This is a genomic window from Cupriavidus sp. FW216-B1, from assembly GCF_058789195.1.
In genome coordinates, this window is the sequence record NZ_JBYTEL010000006.1 from 387,379 (window position 1) to 403,387 (window position 16,009).

Annotated in this window: 9 protein-coding genes and 1 pseudogene; 6 read left to right on the forward strand and 4 right to left on the reverse strand. The window is 69.0% G+C overall.

What is annotated here, in order from left to right; genetic code table 11:
- Positions 1-35 precede the first annotated feature (35 nt).
- Complete coding sequence (locus AC3WXD_RS16315) at positions 36-716, reverse strand: GntR family transcriptional regulator (RefSeq protein ID WP_020202162.1); 681 nt, start codon at positions 714-716, stop codon at positions 36-38.
- Between the two features lie 364 nt (positions 717-1,080).
- Between AC3WXD_RS16315 and AC3WXD_RS16320 the strand changes: the two genes are divergently transcribed.
- Both AC3WXD_RS16320 and AC3WXD_RS16325 read left to right on the forward strand, forming a co-directional pair.
- Positions 1,081-2,061 carry a Bug family tripartite tricarboxylate transporter substrate binding protein gene (locus AC3WXD_RS16320; protein WP_063826822.1) on the forward strand — a complete coding sequence of 327 codons (981 nt, stop codon included), beginning with the start codon at positions 1,081-1,083 and terminating at the stop codon, positions 2,059-2,061.
- A 39-nt stretch (positions 2,062-2,100) separates the two neighbouring features.
- Entirely contained in the window at positions 2,101-3,486 is a 1,386-nt protein-coding gene (locus tag AC3WXD_RS16325; RefSeq protein ID WP_029043410.1) for an aspartate aminotransferase family protein, read from the forward strand.
- Between the two features lie 70 nt (positions 3,487-3,556).
- Here the strand turns inward: AC3WXD_RS16325 and AC3WXD_RS16330 are convergent, their stop codons facing one another.
- The 3 genes from AC3WXD_RS16330 to AC3WXD_RS16340 all read right to left on the reverse strand — a co-directional run bounded on the left by AC3WXD_RS16330 (position 3,557) and on the right by AC3WXD_RS16340 (position 6,061).
- A complete protein-coding gene (locus AC3WXD_RS16330) occupies positions 3,557-3,850 on the reverse strand; it encodes a GYD domain-containing protein (RefSeq protein ID WP_029043411.1) in 294 nt (97 codons plus the stop codon).
- A 205-nt stretch (positions 3,851-4,055) separates the two neighbouring features.
- On the reverse strand, positions 4,056-5,333 hold the full coding sequence (locus AC3WXD_RS16335) for an ATP-binding protein (RefSeq protein ID WP_020202166.1): 1,278 nt from the start codon (positions 5,331-5,333) through the stop codon (positions 4,056-4,058).
- Positions 5,330-6,061: a response regulator gene (locus tag AC3WXD_RS16340; RefSeq protein WP_020202167.1), complete on the reverse strand. Its 732-nt coding sequence runs from the start codon at positions 6,059-6,061 to the stop codon at positions 5,330-5,332. Before AC3WXD_RS16340 ends, AC3WXD_RS16335 begins: the two co-directional genes overlap by 4 nt.
- A 317-nt stretch (positions 6,062-6,378) precedes the next feature.
- On the opposite strand from AC3WXD_RS16340, the pseudogene AC3WXD_RS16345 reads away from it, so the two are divergent.
- From AC3WXD_RS16345 to AC3WXD_RS16360, 4 genes and pseudogenes are all read left to right on the forward strand, one after another.
- Positions 6,379-7,608, forward strand: a pseudogene (locus AC3WXD_RS16345) (MdtA/MuxA family multidrug efflux RND transporter periplasmic adaptor subunit); the annotation flags it as partial.
- A gap of 237 nt (positions 7,609-7,845) precedes the next feature.
- On the forward strand, positions 7,846-11,025 hold the full coding sequence (locus tag AC3WXD_RS16350; RefSeq protein WP_492324191.1) for an MdtB/MuxB family multidrug efflux RND transporter permease subunit: 3,180 nt from the start codon (positions 7,846-7,848) through the stop codon (positions 11,023-11,025).
- Positions 11,022-14,324: an efflux RND transporter permease subunit gene (locus tag AC3WXD_RS16355; RefSeq protein ID WP_492324175.1), complete on the forward strand. Its 3,303-nt coding sequence runs from the start codon at positions 11,022-11,024 to the stop codon at positions 14,322-14,324. The genes AC3WXD_RS16350 and AC3WXD_RS16355 overlap by 4 nt, the downstream gene beginning before the upstream one ends.
- Positions 14,325-15,995: an efflux transporter outer membrane subunit gene (locus AC3WXD_RS16360; protein WP_492324176.1), complete on the forward strand. Its 1,671-nt coding sequence runs from the start codon at positions 14,325-14,327 to the stop codon at positions 15,993-15,995.
- The last annotated feature ends 14 nt before the right edge of the window (positions 15,996-16,009 follow it).

The window sequence follows — 16,009 nt, forward strand, 5'->3', positions numbered from 1 at the left end:
TCTGCGCCGGGAGCGGCGCGGCCCGCTTCCGCGCGCTACACGCCCGACGGGGCCTGAGCGCCCTGCCGCATCGCATCCGTGATGCTCGAAGTCGTCTCCCGCACGTGAGCGCGCATCAATGCCTCCATGACGGCGGGGTCGCCGTCCCTCAGCGCCTGCATCAATTCCTCGTGGACGGACTGGATGCTGTCCAGCGAAGGCGAGTTCTCCAGCCAGATGCGCATCAGCGGCTCCACCACCGAATGCAGTGAGGATATCTGGCGCATCAGCCTGGGCGCGTCGCTGATGGAACACAGCCGTTCGTGGAACTGCCGATGCACGGTGATCCAGTCCGAGAGGCTGGGCTGACAGCTTTCCATCCGCACGAGCAGCTGTTCCAGATCCTGGATATCCGCCTCCGTGGCCCGCTCGGCCGCCATCGCCGCGGCCAGCCCCTCCAGCACCGCGCGCATCTCGAAGACCTCGCTGACCTCCTTCTCGGTCAGGCCCCGGACCACGACACCGCGGTTCGGCCGGATGACAAGCAGGCCCTCGCCCGCCAGCCGGCTGAACGCCTCGCGGACCGGCATGCGGCTCATGCCGATGGCAGCCGCGATTTCCTCGGGAACGAGGCGATCGCCGGGCCGCATCTCCCCCATCCGGATCCCGTGGAGGATGTGTTGGTACGCCTCTTCCTGCGCGCTTGCGGGGCGAGGCTCGAACGGTGACTGACGCATTCTGTGTCCTGATGTTTGGGGAGCAATTATAGAGAGCGCGCTCCCCCGCGCATGTTCGTGACACGAACATGCGCGGGCACGGCACATCCGCGCCATCCCGATGTGCGCTTCCGGTGCAGCGCAGACGCCGGAATCGTTGCCCGCGACACGCAAACGGCACTGCAAGGGTGCGCGCGGGCCCCACCCTCCCAGGCACAACTCTTGCTCCATTATATTTCGCTATCTGGAATTGGATACACGTATTCGTGTATACGCGGATTCAAAATCCGGGGCGCCTGCGTATCATTGGCTTCTCGCGCCCCGGGCAGACGGCTCCAGGACGGAGGCAACCCCTCCGCTGCCAAGACGACCTTTCTACGGAGTGATGATGAGTCTCTTTCGACGAATCTGCTGTGGATTCACCCTGCTGGCTCTCGGGACCACCGCCCTTGCGCAAACCAGCTCCTGGCCGGCCAGGCCGGTACGCCTCGTGGTTCCGTTCCCGGCCGGAGGCGGCGTCGACATCGTGAGCCGCTACCTGGGCGAGAAGCTGTCGGCCGAGCTCAACCAGTCGTTTGTCGTCGAGAACCGCCCCGGCGCGGCGACGCTGATCGCGTCCGAGGCCGTGTCGAATGCCACGCCCGACGGCTATACGCTGCTGGTGGCCACCACGTCGTCGCTCGTATCGAATCGCTTTCAGTACAAGAAGCTGCGCTACGACCCGGATGCGTTCGAGCTGGTGTCGCTGGTCTCGTATCAGCCGCTGGTCCTGCTGGCGAACCAGACGCTCCCGCTCAAGAACGTCAAGGGACTGATCGGCCAGGCGAAGCAACACCCCGACGCGCTCAGCTATGGCTCATTCGGAACCGGGACGTTTTCCCATCTCGCCGTGGAGCTGCTCGACACCCGTGCCGGCATCAAGATGACCCATGTCCCCTACAAGGGCGCCGCCGAGGCGCTTCCGGCATTGATCGGAAACCAGGTCCAGATCTATGCGGACACGATCTCGAGCAGCATCTCGTACATCCGGAACGGCAACCTGAAACCCCTCGCCGTCACGAGCGCCGCGCGCACGGCGGCGCTGCCGGACGTTCCCACCATCGCAGAGCAGGGATTCCCCGGATTCGACATGTCGTCGTGGGCTTCCATCGTCGCGCCGAAAAATACCCCGAAGGACATCGTCGGCAAGCTGCAGGCGGCGCTGACCAAGGTCCTGAAGTCGAAGGAATACAGGGAACGCCTGTCCGAAGTGGGCCAGGAACTCCCGCCGGAAAAGATCGGCCCCGCGGCATTCGCCGAACAGATCAAGTCGGACATCCCGAAGCTGCGCGATGTCATGAAGGAGGCGGGGGTGGAGCCCATCTGACCCCGCCGGTAGCCATGCAATCCAAACGCGAGTAGAACAATGAAACAGGCAACGAATCTCTCATCGGCGGATATCGCCAATCAACTGCATCCCTACACGAACCTGGGGGTGCACGAAACGACTGGCCCCATGATCATCACGCGCGGCGAAGGCGTGTATGTGTACGACGACAAGGGAAACCGCTATCTGGAGGGGCTTGCCGGCCTGTTCTGCGCGTCGCTCGGTTTCAGCAATGACCGCCTGGCGGATGCGGCGGACAGGCAGATGCGCAAGCTGCCCTTCTACCACGCATTCGGGCACAAGGCGTCCGAGCCGTCCATCCGCCTCGCCGAGCGGCTGATCGGGATGGCCCCGGCACCGATGTCGAAAGTCTTCTTCGCCAACTCCGGCTCGGAAGCCAACGACACCGCGATCAAGCTCGCGTGGTACTACAACAATGCGCTGGGCCGGCCCGACAAGAAGAAGATCATCTCGCGGAAGCGGGCATACCACGGCGTCACGATCGCCTCGGCGAGCCTCACCGGATTGCCGAACAATCACCGGGATTTCGATCTGCCGATCGCCGGCATCCTGCACACCGACTGCCCGCACCACTACCGCAACGCGCTCGCCGGCGAAAGCGAGGAGGCCTTCGCGACCCGCTGCGCCGACTCGCTGGAGCGGCTCATTCTCGCCGAAGGCCCGCAGACCATTGCCGCCTTCTTCGCCGAGCCGATCATGGTGTCCGGCGGCGTCATCGTTCCGCCCGCGACGTACTTCGAAAAGATCCAGAAGATCCTCAGGAAGTACGACATCCTCCTTATTGCCGACGAGGTGATCTGCGGTTTCTACAGAACGGGAGAGACGTTCGGCTCGCAGCTCTACGATCTGCAGCCCGACATGATTGCCTGCGCCAAGCAGCTCTCCGCCGGCTTCCTGCCCATTTCCGCGCTGATGGTCAACGACAAGGTGTATCGGGCGATGGTCGACGAGAGCCGCAAGATCGGCACCTTTGGCCACGGCTTCACATACACGGGCCACCCGGTCGCGGCCGCGGTCGCCCTGGAGACCCTCGATATCTACGAGGACGAGCGGATTCTCGACCACGTGCGCGAAATCATCCCCCATTTCCAGGCGCGGCTGGCCGCGCTGGCCGGCCATCCGCTCGTCGGGGAGGCCCGGGGCGTCGGGCTGCTCGGGGCCGTCGAGGTGGTGGCGGACAAGCAGACCAAGGAAGCATATCCGGTGGAAACCGGGGTCGCGGCCAAAGCCGGGACCTTCGCGCTGTCGCGCGGCGTCATCACGCGAGCGCTCGGGGACACGGTCAACATGTGCCCGCCGTTGATCATCTCCAGGAGCGAGATCGAACAACTGTTCGACGGCATCGAAGGCGCGCTCGACGATACCTATAGCTGGGCCAGGGCCCGCCACCAGGAACCGGCCTGAAGGTGCGCCGGGTCCGCTGCCGGACCCGCGCCACGCGGAGTCGCCCGACCCTGAATCTTCGGGCGGGCGCTCAGGGCATCTTGCCGAGGATCTTTTCCATCTCGTCCGCGGAGAAGGCCGGCAGCGTCTGCGTGCGGACGTTGCCGGCCGCGCCGATCGACAGGCCGAACGCCGTCATCGTGGCTTCGTCGGGCGCGGAAAAGGTCGCCACGAGGTCGTATTGCCCGAGCGTCCAGTAGATGTCTTTCATCTCGATGCCGCATGTCTTCGCCATTTCGCGGACGATTGCGGCACGCCGGGTCGTATCCTTTACGGTACGGATTCCCTGGTCGGTGAAGTTCAGTAAGGTGACAAAGGTTGCCATGATGCGTCTCCTGATCAACTGGCACGGCACGGTGCGTCGCCGAAACACATGGGGAAGCCGGGAGCCGCAATCTGCGTACCACGCGAGGCGGCACGCGGCACGCATGGCCGCGGCAAGGGAAGACGGGCGCGCCGGCGCGCCGATCCGGCCAAAACTGCTTCAGGATTGATACGCCCTGCCGCGCGGACCCGCGCGGCGGAGTCGCTCAGGCCGCCTGCGCCAGCGCCGCGAACGGGAAGATCATCTCCACCCGCAGGCCGCCTTCGGCGCGGTTTTCCAGCACCAGGCGGCCGCCCGACTGGCGCACCAGGCGGTCGACGATGGCCAGGCCGAGGCCCGAGTGGGCGTTGCCGCCGCGCGCCGGGTCCAGCCGCACGAATGGCAGCGTGACCTTTTCCATCGCCTCGGGCGGGATGCCGCTGCCTTCGTCCTCCACCACCATGTGCCAGCCGTCGGCCTGGCGCGAGGTGGACAGCCGCACCGGCGGCGCGCCGTAGGCGTAGGCGTTGTCGATCAGGTTGCCGACGATGCGGTCGAGCTGGGTGGCGATCATGCGAAAGCCTTCGCCGGCGGCCAGCGACAGCTCGATGGTCTTGTCCTGCTCGGCCAGCGAGGCGGCCAGCTCGGCGATGCGGCGGTCGACCGGCACCGGGCGCGCGGCCGGCTCGCCGCTCTGGGCGAAGGTGAGGAACTGCTCGACGATGGCGGACATCGACTCCACGTCGCGCGTCACGCCGGCGGCCGACTTGGGATCGGCCAGCATCTCGGCGCGCAGGCGCAGCCGCGCCAGCGGCGTCTTCAGGTCGTGGGCGATGCCGGCCAGCATGGTGTTGCGCTCCTGGTCGATGCGCGTGAGGTCGGCCATCATGCGGTTGAAGCGCTCGATCAACTGGCGCAGCTCGTGCGGGCCGCGCTCGCGCAGCGGCTCCACCGCGTGCTGGCGCGAGAGCTGCTCAGCCGCGGCGGCCATGTCGCGCACCGGGCGCTGGATCTGCCAGGCGATCAGCAGCGCCACCGCCATCGCCACGCCCACCACCAGGATCACGCCCGGCAGCAGGCGGTTGTCGGGCGGCGGGTTGACCACCCACAGCACCGGCATGGCGATCCAGTCCTCGCGATGCGGCAGCTTGACCCAGATGCGCGAGGTCTCTTCTTCCTCCAGCCGCACCTGGCTGCCGGCCGGCAGGCGCTGGGCGAACTGGTCGACCAGGCGGCGCGCGCGGCCCTTGGCGGTCACGGTGTGCTCGACCGCGCTGGCCTCGCTGGCCACCTCGACCAGGCTCGGCAGCGGCGCCGGCGGCTTGGCCGCCAGCGCGCGCTGGATGCTGTCGAACTGGAACAGCATCTGCTCGACCGAATAGTCCACCTGCTGCTGGCGGCGGTCCATGCGCAGGATCGCCAGCCACGAGAAGTGGCTCAGCACCAGCACCGCGGCAATCAGCAGCGCGATGCGGCCGAACAGCGTGTCGATGCGCAGTTTCATTGCGGTATGTCGTCGGCTTCGTCGGGCACGAAGGTGTAGCCGCGCCCGCGCACGGTCTGGATGTAGCGGGGCCGCTGCGCGTCTTCGTCGAGCAGGCGCCGCAGGCGCCATATCTGCACGTCGATGCCGCGGTCGCTGATGCCGCTCGCGGAGCCGTACATCAGCTCCACGATGCGCTCGCGCGAGAGCACTTCGAGCGGATGCGTGAGCAGCAGCTTGAGCAGCGCGAATTCGGTGTCGCTGATCGGCACCGCGTCGCCCGCGCGCACCAGCGAGCGCTGGCGGAAATTCACGCGGAACGGCCCGAACGCGAGCCCTTCGCGGTCTTCCGGCGCGGCCGCCGGGCGCGCCAGCTTGCGCCGCAGCACGGCGTTGATGCGGGCCAGCAGCTCGCGCGGCGAGAACGGCTTGCCGAGGTAGTCGTCGGCGCCGATCTCCAGGCCCACGATGCGGTCGATCTCGTCGCTGCGCGCGGTCAGCAGGATGACCGGGATGTCGTCATTCTTGGCGCGCAGGTTGCGCAGCGCGGTGAGGCCGTCCACCTTCGGCATCATCAGGTCCAGCACGATCAGCGCCGGGCGCTCTCGCTCCAGGCGCGCATGCAGGCCTTCGCCGTCGTGCAGGACGGAGACCGCAAAGCCTTGCTGGCTCAGGTATTCGCGCAGCAGGTCGCGGAGTTCTGGATCGTCGTCGACGACCAGGATCTGGGTGGGCTGATTGGCTCGCATAGGCAGATGATAGCTAGGCTGGGCGCGGCAATCCGGGCGAATTGTTTCAGGGCATTACACCCGGGCCACTGGTAATGAACTGTAAGAATGGGCGTCGGCGGTGAAACATCCGCGCCGCCAGGGCGCATTATGCTTCGCTTATGTTTGCTGCCCCCGGCGCCGCCGGAGAGCGCGGCACCGATCCGAAGCTGCCCGGCACGATGTGCCGTCGCGTGCTGCCCGCGGCTCGCGCGGATGGCATTACGGCATACTTCTGCCTCTCCCACCCCGAAAACCCGATTTACGCGTTTTGTCGCGTCGCATCCCAGGAACCGGTCATGGCCAACCCCGAAGAAAACCAACAGGCTAAACAGCCAACGTCCGGCAAGGCGGCCTCGCACCGCCCCAGACTGATCGCCGCCGCGCTGGCCGTGCTGCTGGCGGGCGGTGGATGGTACTGGTACCACCATCGTAGCGCGGCCGCGCCGGACGCGCAGGGCGCCGCGGCCGGCGCCGGCGCGCGCGCGCCCGGCGCGAGTGGCCCGGGCGGACGCGGCGGCCCCGGCGCGCAGCGCTCGCCGGTGGTGGTCAGCACGGTCGCCAGGCGCAACATGGACGTCATCCTCAACGGCCTGGGCAACGTCACGCCGGTGGCCAACGTGACCGTGCGCGTCCAGGTGTCCGGGCCCATGCTCAAGGTCCTGTTCAAGGAAGGCCAGATGGTCAAGGCCGGCGACGTGCTCGCCGAGATCGACCCGCGCCCGTTCCAGGCCGCGCTCGACCAGGCCGTGGGCACGCTGGCGCGCGACCGCGCGCTGCTCGAGAACGCCCGCCTGGACCAGAAGCGCTACCGCACGCTGCTGGCGCAGGATTCGGTTTCCAGCCAGCAGGTGGACACCCAGGACGCGCTGGTGCGCCAGTACGAGGGCACCGTCAAGACCGACCAGGGCAACGTCGACAACGCGCGCCTGCAACTGGGCTACACGCGCGTGCTGGCGCCGGTGTCCGGGCGCATCGGCCTGCGCCAGGTGGACCCCGGCAACATCGTCAGCACCACCGATACCAACGGCATCGCGCTGATCACCCAGGTGGCGCCGATCGCGGTGCTGTACACGATTCCCGAGGACAACCTGCCGTCGGTGCTGCGGCGCCTGAACGCCGGCGAGCAGCTGCCGGTGATCGCGCTGGACCGCCAGGCGCGCAACAAGCTGGCCGAGGGCACGCTGCTGACCACCGACAACCAGATCGACACCACCACCGGCACGGTCAAGCTCAAGGCCATCTTCCCCAACGCCGACGGGATGCTGTTCCCCAACCAGTTCGTCAACGTGCGCACCCGCGTGGACACGCTCGAGGACGCCACCGTCATCCCGGTGGCGGCGGTCCAGCGCGGCCAGCAGGGCACCTTCGTCTACGTGGTCGACGACAACAACCAGGTCAAGGTGCAGAACGTCACGCTGGGCCCGGGCGACGAGAACCGGGTGTCGGTCGCCAAGGGCCTGGAGCCGGGCCAGCACGTGGTGGTGGACGGCGCCGACCGGCTCAAGGAAGGCATGACGGTGGAAACCGTGGACCCGGCCGCGCGCGCCTCGCAGCTCGTGCCGGCCAGCCAGCCGCGCGGGCGCGGACGCCGCCGCGAAGGCGGCTGGGGCGGTGCCAGCGGCTCGGGCGCCGCTGGTGCCTCCGGTGCCTCCGGCGCCGGCGGCGAGGGCCGCCGCCACCACAACGGCGCCAGCGCGGCGGGGGGCGGGGGGGGGGCGCCCGGGGGGGCGCCGCGCCGCAGCGGCCGCAGTAAGGACCGATACATGAACCCGTCACGCCTCTTCATCGAGCGGCCGGTCGCCACCGCGCTGCTGATGCTCGCCATCCTGCTGTCCGGGCTGGTGGCCTTCCGCCTGCTGCCGCTGTCCGCGCTGCCCGAGGTCGACTACCCGACCATCCAGGTCACCACGCTCTACCCCGGCGCCAGCCCCGACGTGATGACCTCGTCGATCACCGCGCCGCTGGAGCGACAGTTCGGCCAGATGCCGGGGCTCAAGCAGATGTCGTCCTCGTCGTCGGGCGGCGCCTCGGTGATCACGCTGCAGTTCGAGCTGACGCTGTCGCTCGACATCGCCGAGCAGCAGGTGCAGGCGGCCATCAACGCCGGCAGCAACCTGTTGCCGGCCGACCTGCCGATGCCGCCGGTCTACAGCAAGGTCAACCCGGCCGACGCGCCCATCCTGAGCCTGGGCATCACCTCCGACACCCTGCCGCTGCCCAAGCTGCAGGACATGGTCGACACGCGCGTGGCGCAGAAGATCTCGCAGATCCAGGGCGTGGGCCTGGTCACGCTCAGCGGCGGGCAGCGCCCGGCCGTGCGCGTGCAGGCCAACCCCACCGCGCTGGCCTCGCTCGGCATGTCGATCGACGACCTGCGCACCGCCATCGGCAACGCCAACGTCAACGGCTCCAAGGGCAGCTTCGACGGCCCGGCGCGCGCCTCGACCATCGACGCCAACGACCAGCTCAAGTCGGCCGACGAGTACAAGCAGATCATCATCGGCTACCAGAACGGCGCGCCGATCCGCATCACCGACGTCGCCAACATCGTCGACGGCGCGGAAAATTCGCGGCTGGCCGCCTGGTCCAACGACAAGCCGGCCATCATCATGAACATCCAGCGCCAGCCCGGCGCCAACGTGATCGAGGTGGTGGACCGCATCAAGACGCTGCTGCCGCAGCTGGAGACCGCGCTGCCGGCCGCCGTGCACGTGCAGTTGCTGACCGACCGCACCACCACCATCCGCGCCTCGGTGCGCGACGTGGAGTTCGAGCTGCTGCTGGCCGTGGCGCTGGTGGTGATGGTGATCTTCGTATTCCTGCGCAACGTGCCGGCCACCATCATCCCGGGCGTGGCGGTGCCGCTGTCGCTGGTGGGCACCTTCGGCGTGATGTACCTGGCCGGCTTCTCGATCAACAACCTCACGCTGATGGCGCTGACCATCGCCACCGGCTTCGTGGTGGACGACGCGATCGTGATGATCGAGAACATCATGCGCTACATCGAGGACGGCGAGAGCCCGATGGCGGCCGCGCTCAAGGGCTCGAAGCAGATCGGCTTCACCATCATCTCGCTGACCTTCTCGCTGGTGGCGGTGCTGATCCCGCTGCTGTTCATGGGCGACGTGGTGGGCCGGCTGTTCCGCGAGTTCGCCATCACGCTGGCGGTGTCGATCCTGATCTCCGCGGTGGTCTCGCTCACGCTCACGCCGATGATGTGCGCGCGCCTGCTGCATCACGTGCCGGAGGAAAAGCTGTCGCGCTTCCACCGCGCCACCGGCCGCTTCTTCGATGACGTGATCGCGCGCTACGGCCGCGCGCTGGACTGGGTGCTCGACCGCCAGAAAAGCACGCTGCTGGTGGCGGTGGGCACGCTGGTGCTGACCGTGCTGCTCTACCTGCTGGTGCCCAAGGGCTTCTTCCCGGTGCAGGACACCGGCGTGATCCAGGCCATCACCGAGGCCTCGCAGAGCACCTCGTTCCCGGCCATGCAGCTCAAGCAGGAGGCGGTGGCCAAGGTGGTGATGCAGGACCCGGCGGTGGAAAGCCTGTCGTCGTTCATCGGCGTGGACGGCACCAACACCACGCTCAACGCCGGGCGCATGCTGATCAACCTCAAGCCCAAGGACCAGCGCAGCGAGACCATCGAGGAGGTCACGCACCGCCTGCAGGCCTCGGTCGAGAAGCTCGGCGGCATCGCCATGTACATGCAGCCGGTGCAGGACCTGACCATCGAGGACCGCGTGGCGCGCACGCAGTACCAGTTCACGGTGCAGGACCCGGACCCGGCCACGCTGGCCACCTGGGTGCCGCGCCTGGTCGAGCGGCTCAAGCAGGAGCCGGAGATGCGCGACGTCGCCAGCGACCTGCAGAACAACGGCCTGCGCGCCTATGTGGAGATCGACCGCGACTCGGCCGCGCGCTTCGGCATCACCACCGCGGTGATCGACAGCGCGCTGTACAGCGCCTACGGCCAGCGCCTGGTGTCGACCATCTTCACGCAGTCGAACCAGTACCGCGTGGTGCTGGAGGCCATGCCCAACTTCCGCACCGGCCCGCAGTCGCTGGCCGAACTGCGCCTGCCCTCCTCTTCCGGCGGCCAGGTGCCGCTGGGCGCGGTGGCGCGCATCTCCGAGCGCACCGGCCCGCTGGTGATCAACCACGAGGGCCAGTTCCCGGCCTCGACGATCTCCTTCAACCTGGCGCCGGGCGCGTCGCTGGGCGCGGCGGTCGACAAGATCACCAAGGTGGAGCAGGAGATCGGCCTGCCGATCTCGATGCAGACCGAGTTCCAGGGCGCCGCGCTGGCGTTCCGCGCCTCGCTGTCGAACACGCTGTGGCTGATCCTGGCCGCGGTGGTGACCATGTACATCGTGCTCGGCGTGCTGTACGAGAGCACCATCCACCCGGTCACCATCCTGTCCACGCTGCCCTCGGCCGGCGTGGGCGCGCTGCTGGCGCTGCTGGTGTCGGGGCAGGACCTCGGCATCATCGCCATCATCGGCATCATCCTGCTGATCGGTATCGTGAAGAAGAACGCCATCATGATGATCGACTTCGCGCTCGAGGCCGAGCGCGAGGGCGGCATGAAGCCGCGCGACGCCATCCACCAGGCCTGCCTGCTGCGCTTCCGCCCGATCCTGATGACGACGATGGCCGCGCTGCTGGCGGCGCTGCCGCTGATGCTGGGCACCGGCATCGGCTCCGAACTGCGCCGCCCGCTGGGCATCACGATGGTGGGCGGCCTGCTGGTCAGCCAGGTGCTGACGCTGTTCACCACGCCGGTGATCTACCTCGCCTTCGACCGCATCGCCGCGCGCCTGGCGGCCTGGCGGCGCCGGCACATCGGCGATCCGCACGATCCGCACGACCCGGGCAAGCCCGATGACGAAGGCGACGGCGGCTGGGGCGGCGGCGAACCGGCACCCGCGGAGCCGCGATGAACCTGTCCGCCCTCTTCATCCACCGGCCGGTCGCCACCGCGCTGCTCACGCTCGGCATCCTGCTGGCCGGCGTCGCCGCGCTGCGCACGCTGCCGGTGTCGCCGCTGCCGCAGGTGGACTTTCCCACCATCTCGGTATCGGCCTCGCTGCCGGGCGCCAGCCCCGAGACCATGGCCGCCACCGTGGCCACGCCGCTGGAGCGCGCGCTCGGCGCCATCGCCGGCGTCACCGAGATCACCTCCAGCAGCTCGCTGGGCTCGACCCGCGTGACCATGCAGTTCGACCTGTCGCGCGACATCGACGGCGCCGCGCGCGACGTGCAGGCGGCCATCAACGCCGCGCGCGGCACGCTGCCCACCAGCCTGCCCAACAACCCGACCTACCGCAAGGTCAACCCGGCCGACGCGCCGATCATGATCATCGGCCTGACCTCGCCGACCATGACGCGCGGCCAGCTCTACGACGCGGCCTCCACCATCCTCGCGCAGAAGCTGTCGCAGGTCGAGGGCGTGGGGCAGGTCACCATCGGCGGCGCCTCGCTGCCGGCGGTGCGCGTGGAGCTCAACCCGACCGCGCTCAACAAGTACGGCATCGCGCTCGAGGACGTGCGCAACACCATCAGCGCCACCAACGCCAACCGGCCGCTGGGCTCGGTCGAAAGCGCGGCCAAGAACTGGCAGGTGTACGCCAACGACCAGGCCCGCACGGCGGCGGAGTACATGCCGCTGATCATCCGCTACGCCACGCCCGGCACGTTCTCGTCGACCTCGGCCGGCGCGCTGATCGCCAGCACCGCCAACGCCACCGCGGGCGGCGGCGTCAGCACCAAGACCGTCAACGGCGTCACCGTCACCACCATCACCACCAGCAGCGGCACCACCACCATCAGCACGGGCGCGACCGGCGGCAACGCCGGCGGCGCGGGCCCGAACTCGTTCGCGGTGCCGGTGCGGCTGTCCGACGTGGCCAGCGTGGTCGATTCGGTCGAGGACATCCGCAACGCCGGCTCGGCCAACGGCAAGCCCTCGGTGCTGCTGGTGCTCAACCGCTCGCCCGGCGCCAACATCATCGAGACCGTGGACCGCGTCACCGAGATGCTGCCGCATCTGCAGAAGATGATCCCGGCGGCGATCTCGATGGACGTGATGATGGACCGCACGCCCACCATCCGCGCCTCGCTGCGCGAGGTCGAGTACACGCTGATGATCTCGGTGGCGCTGGTGATCATGGTGGTGTTCCTGTTCCTGCGCAACGTGCGCGCCACGCTGATCCCGAGCGTGGCGGTGCCGGTCTCGCTGGTCGGCACCTTCACCGTGATGTACCTGGCGGGCTTCTCGCTGAACAACCTGTCGCTGATGGCGCTGACCATCGCCACCGGCTTCGTGGTGGACGACGCCATCGTGGTGCTGGAGAACATCTCGCGCCACATCGAGGAAGGCATGACGCCGATGGCCGCCGCGCTCAAGGGCACGCGCGAGGTCGGCTTCACGGTGCTGTCGATGAGCCTGTCGCTGATCGCGGTGTTCATCCCGCTGCTGATGATGGGCGGCATCGTCGGGCGGCTGTTCCAGGAGTTCGCCGTCACGCTGTCGGTGGCCATCATGGTGTCGCTGGTGGTGTCGCTGACCACCACGCCGATGATGTGCTCGCGCCTGCTCAAGCCGATGCCGCCCGAGCAGGAGCAGGGGCGCTTCTTCCGCGCCAGCGAGCGCGTGTTCCAGTGGCTGCACGACGGCTACGCGCGTTCGCTGGCGGTGGCGCTGCGCCACAGCCGGCTGGTCTGGCTGGTGCTGCTGTGCACGGTCGGGCTCAACGTGTGGCTCTACGTGATCGTGCCCAAGGGCTTCTTCCCGCAGCAGGACACCGGGCGGCTGATCGGCTTCATCCGCGCCGACCAGGCCACCTCGTTCCAGGCCATGCGCGTCAAGCTCGACAACTTCATCCGCATCGTGCAGTCGGACCCGGCCGTGGTCAACGTGACCGGCTTCACCGGCGGCTCGCAGCGCAATACCGGGCAGATGTTCGTCACGCTCAAGCCGCTGAGCCAGCGCGACGAATCGGCCGACCAGATCATCGCGCGGCTGCGCGGCAAGCTGGCCAAGGAGCCCGGCGCCAGCCTGTTCCTGCAGTCGGTGCAGGACATCCGCATCGGCGGGCGGCAGAGCAGCTCGCAATACCAGTTCACGCTGCAGTCCGACGACCTCGAGGTGCTGCGCGAATGGGAGCCCAAGGTGCGCGCCGCGCTCTCCAACGTCAAGGGGCTCGAGGACATCGACACCGACACCAACGACAAGGGCCTGCAGACCTCGGTCATCATCGACCGCGACACCGCCTACAAGCTCGGCATCACCGCGCAGCAGATCGACGCCGTGCTCAACGACGCCTTCGGCCAGCGCCAGGTGGCGACCATCTACAACCCGCTCAACCAGTACCGCGTGGTGATGGAGCTGAGCCAGGAATACCTGCAGGGGCCGAACGCGCTCAAGGACATCTACGTGGTCGCCGGCAACGGCCACCGCGTGCCGCTGTCGGCCTTCGCGCGCGTGACGCCGACCAGCACGCCGCTGGGCGTGAACCACCAGGGCCAGTTCGCCGCGTCCACCATCTCGTTCAACCTTGCCGACGGCTTCTCGCTGTCGCAGGCGACCGCGGCGATCCAGGACGCGATGGCGCGCATCGGCGCGCCGGAGACGCTGCGCGCGAGCTTCCAGGGCAGCGCGCGCGCGTTCCAGGACTCGCTCAAGAGCCAGCCGCTGCTGATCCTGGCCGCGCTGATCACGATCTACATCGTGCTGGGCATGCTGTACGAGAGCTACGTGCACCCGCTCACCATCCTCTCGACGCTGCCCTCGGCCGGCGTGGGCGCGCTGCTGGCGCTGCTGGGCACGCACACCGACTTCACCATCATCGCGCTGATCGGCGTGATCCTGCTGATCGGCATCGTCAAGAAGAACGCCATCATGATGATCGACTTCGCCATCGACGCCGAGCGGCGCGAGGGCCTGCCGCCGCAGGACGCGATCTACCGCGCCTGCCTGCTACGCTTCCGCCCCATCATGATGACCACGATGGCGGCGCTGCTCGGCGCCATCCCGCTGGCGATCGGCCACGGCGACGGCGCCGAGCTGCGCGCGCCGCTGGGCATCTCCATCGTGGGCGGGCTGGTGGTCAGCCAGTTGCTGACGCTCTACACGACGCCGGTGGTGTACCTGACCCTGGACCGCTGGCGCCTCAAGGTGAAGGCGTGGCGCAGCCGCCGCGCCGCGCTCGCCACGGGCCGCCCCGGCCTCGAATCCTGAATGCGACCCATGAACGCCATTTTCCGCTCCTCTTCCGTGCCCGCCCCGCTGGCCCTGGCCTGCGCCCTGCTGCTGGGCGGCTGCGCCGTCGGCCCCGACTACCAGCGCCCGGACGCGCCGGCCGCGCCCGCCTTCAAGGAAGCCCCCGCCGACAGCGCGCAGTGGGGCGAATGGAAGCCGGCCGAGCCGCAGGACGCCAGCGCACGCGGCCGCTGGTGGGCCATCTTCGGCGATGCCGACCTCGACGCGCTGATGTCGCAGGTGCAGATCTCCAACCAGAACATCAAGGCGGCCGAGGCCCAGTACCGGCAGGCGCAGGCGCTGCTGCAGTCGGCGCGCGCGGGCTACTACCCGACCGTGGGCGCGTCCGCCTCGGCCGGCCGCTCCAGCTCCGGCACCACCACCACCGGCGCCGCGCGCATCGCCAACAGCCAGGGCGCCTCGCTGACGGCGAGCTGGGAGCCCGACCTGTGGGGCAAGGTGCGCCGCCAGGTGGAAAGCAGCGAGGCCAGCGCGCAGGCCAGCGAGGCCACGCTGGCCTCCACGCTGCTGTCGACCCAGGCCACGCTGGCGCAGACCTACTTCCTGCTGCGCATCACCGACCAGCAGCGCGCGCTGCTCGAGCGCACCGTGGCCGACTACACGCGCTCGCTGCAGCTGGTGCGCAACCAGTACGCGGTCGGCACCGCGCAGCGCTCCGACGTGCTGCAGTCGGAAACCCAGCTCAAGAGCGCCCAGGCCCAGCAGATCGACATCCAGATCACGCGCGCGCAGTACGAGCACGCCATCGCCATCCTGATCGGCCAGGCGCCGGCCTCGTTCTCGGTCACGGCGCACGACTTCGCCTCGCGCGTGCCGCGCGTGCCGGCGGCGCTGCCGTCCGCGCTGCTCGAGCGCCGCCCCGACATCGCCGCCGCCGAGCGCCAGATGGCGGCCTCCAACGCCCAGATCGGCGTGGCGCAGGCGGCGTTCTATCCCACGCTGTCGCTGTCGGCCTCGGGCGGGCTGTCCGCGGCCACGCTGGCGCGCTGGCTGTCGCTGCCCGACCGCGTGTGGTCGATCGGCCCGGCGCTGGCCGGCACGCTGTTCGACGGCGGCCTGCGCAGCGCGGCCAAGGCGCAGGCGGTGGCCGCCTATGACCAGTCGGTGGCCGAGTACCGGCAGACCGTGCTGGCCGCCTTCCAGGAGATCGAGGACAACCTCGCCGCGGCGCGCCTGCTGGAACAGGAAGCGGTGGTGCAGGACGACGCGCTGCGCTCCGCGCGCGAGGCGCTGGCGCTGGTCAACAACCGCTACCGCGCCGGCACCGCCGCGCTGCTCGACGTGCTGACCGCGCAGACCACCGCCTACCAGGCCGAGGTCACGGCGCTGTCGATCTACGGCCGCCAGTTCACTGCCAGCGTGGTGCTGATGCGCGCGCTAGGCGGCGGCTGGCATGTGGAGGGCGGCGACGTGGCGCGCGGCGGCCAGCCCGGCGCGGCGGCGGCAGCGCCCGCAACGAACGCGGCCGAAGCGACGCCGGCCGCCGTGCCCGCGTGGACGCCGCTGTCAGCGCCGGCCGCCGCGGACCTCGCGCGCGCGCCGGCAGCGCCGGCGCCGGCGGGCGGCAGGACTGGCGTGCCCGTGCAGGCCATCGCCGAGGAAACGCCGGTCAGCACGCGCGCGCGCTGACCGGCGCCGGTCCG

Coding starts and splice junctions, on each gene's coding strand:
- AC3WXD_RS16330 (WP_029043411.1), bottom strand. CDS start 3,850: ATGGCAACCTTTGTCACCTTACTGAACTTCACCGACCAGGGAATCCGT.
- AC3WXD_RS16340 (WP_020202167.1), bottom strand. CDS start 6,061: ATGCGAGCCAATCAGCCCACCCAGATCCTGGTCGTCGACGACGATCCA.
- AC3WXD_RS16350 (WP_492324191.1), top strand. CDS start 7,846: ATGAACCCGTCACGCCTCTTCATCGAGCGGCCGGTCGCCACCGCGCTG.
- AC3WXD_RS16360 (WP_492324176.1), top strand. CDS start 14,325: ATGCGACCCATGAACGCCATTTTCCGCTCCTCTTCCGTGCCCGCCCCG.
- AC3WXD_RS16315 (WP_020202162.1), bottom strand. CDS start 716: ATGCGTCAGTCACCGTTCGAGCCTCGCCCCGCAAGCGCGCAGGAAGAG.
- AC3WXD_RS16355 (WP_492324175.1), top strand. CDS start 11,022: ATGAACCTGTCCGCCCTCTTCATCCACCGGCCGGTCGCCACCGCGCTG.
- AC3WXD_RS16320 (WP_063826822.1), top strand. CDS start 1,081: ATGATGAGTCTCTTTCGACGAATCTGCTGTGGATTCACCCTGCTGGCT.
- AC3WXD_RS16335 (WP_020202166.1), bottom strand. CDS start 5,333: ATGAAACTGCGCATCGACACGCTGTTCGGCCGCATCGCGCTGCTGATT.
- AC3WXD_RS16325 (WP_029043410.1), top strand. CDS start 2,101: ATGAAACAGGCAACGAATCTCTCATCGGCGGATATCGCCAATCAACTG.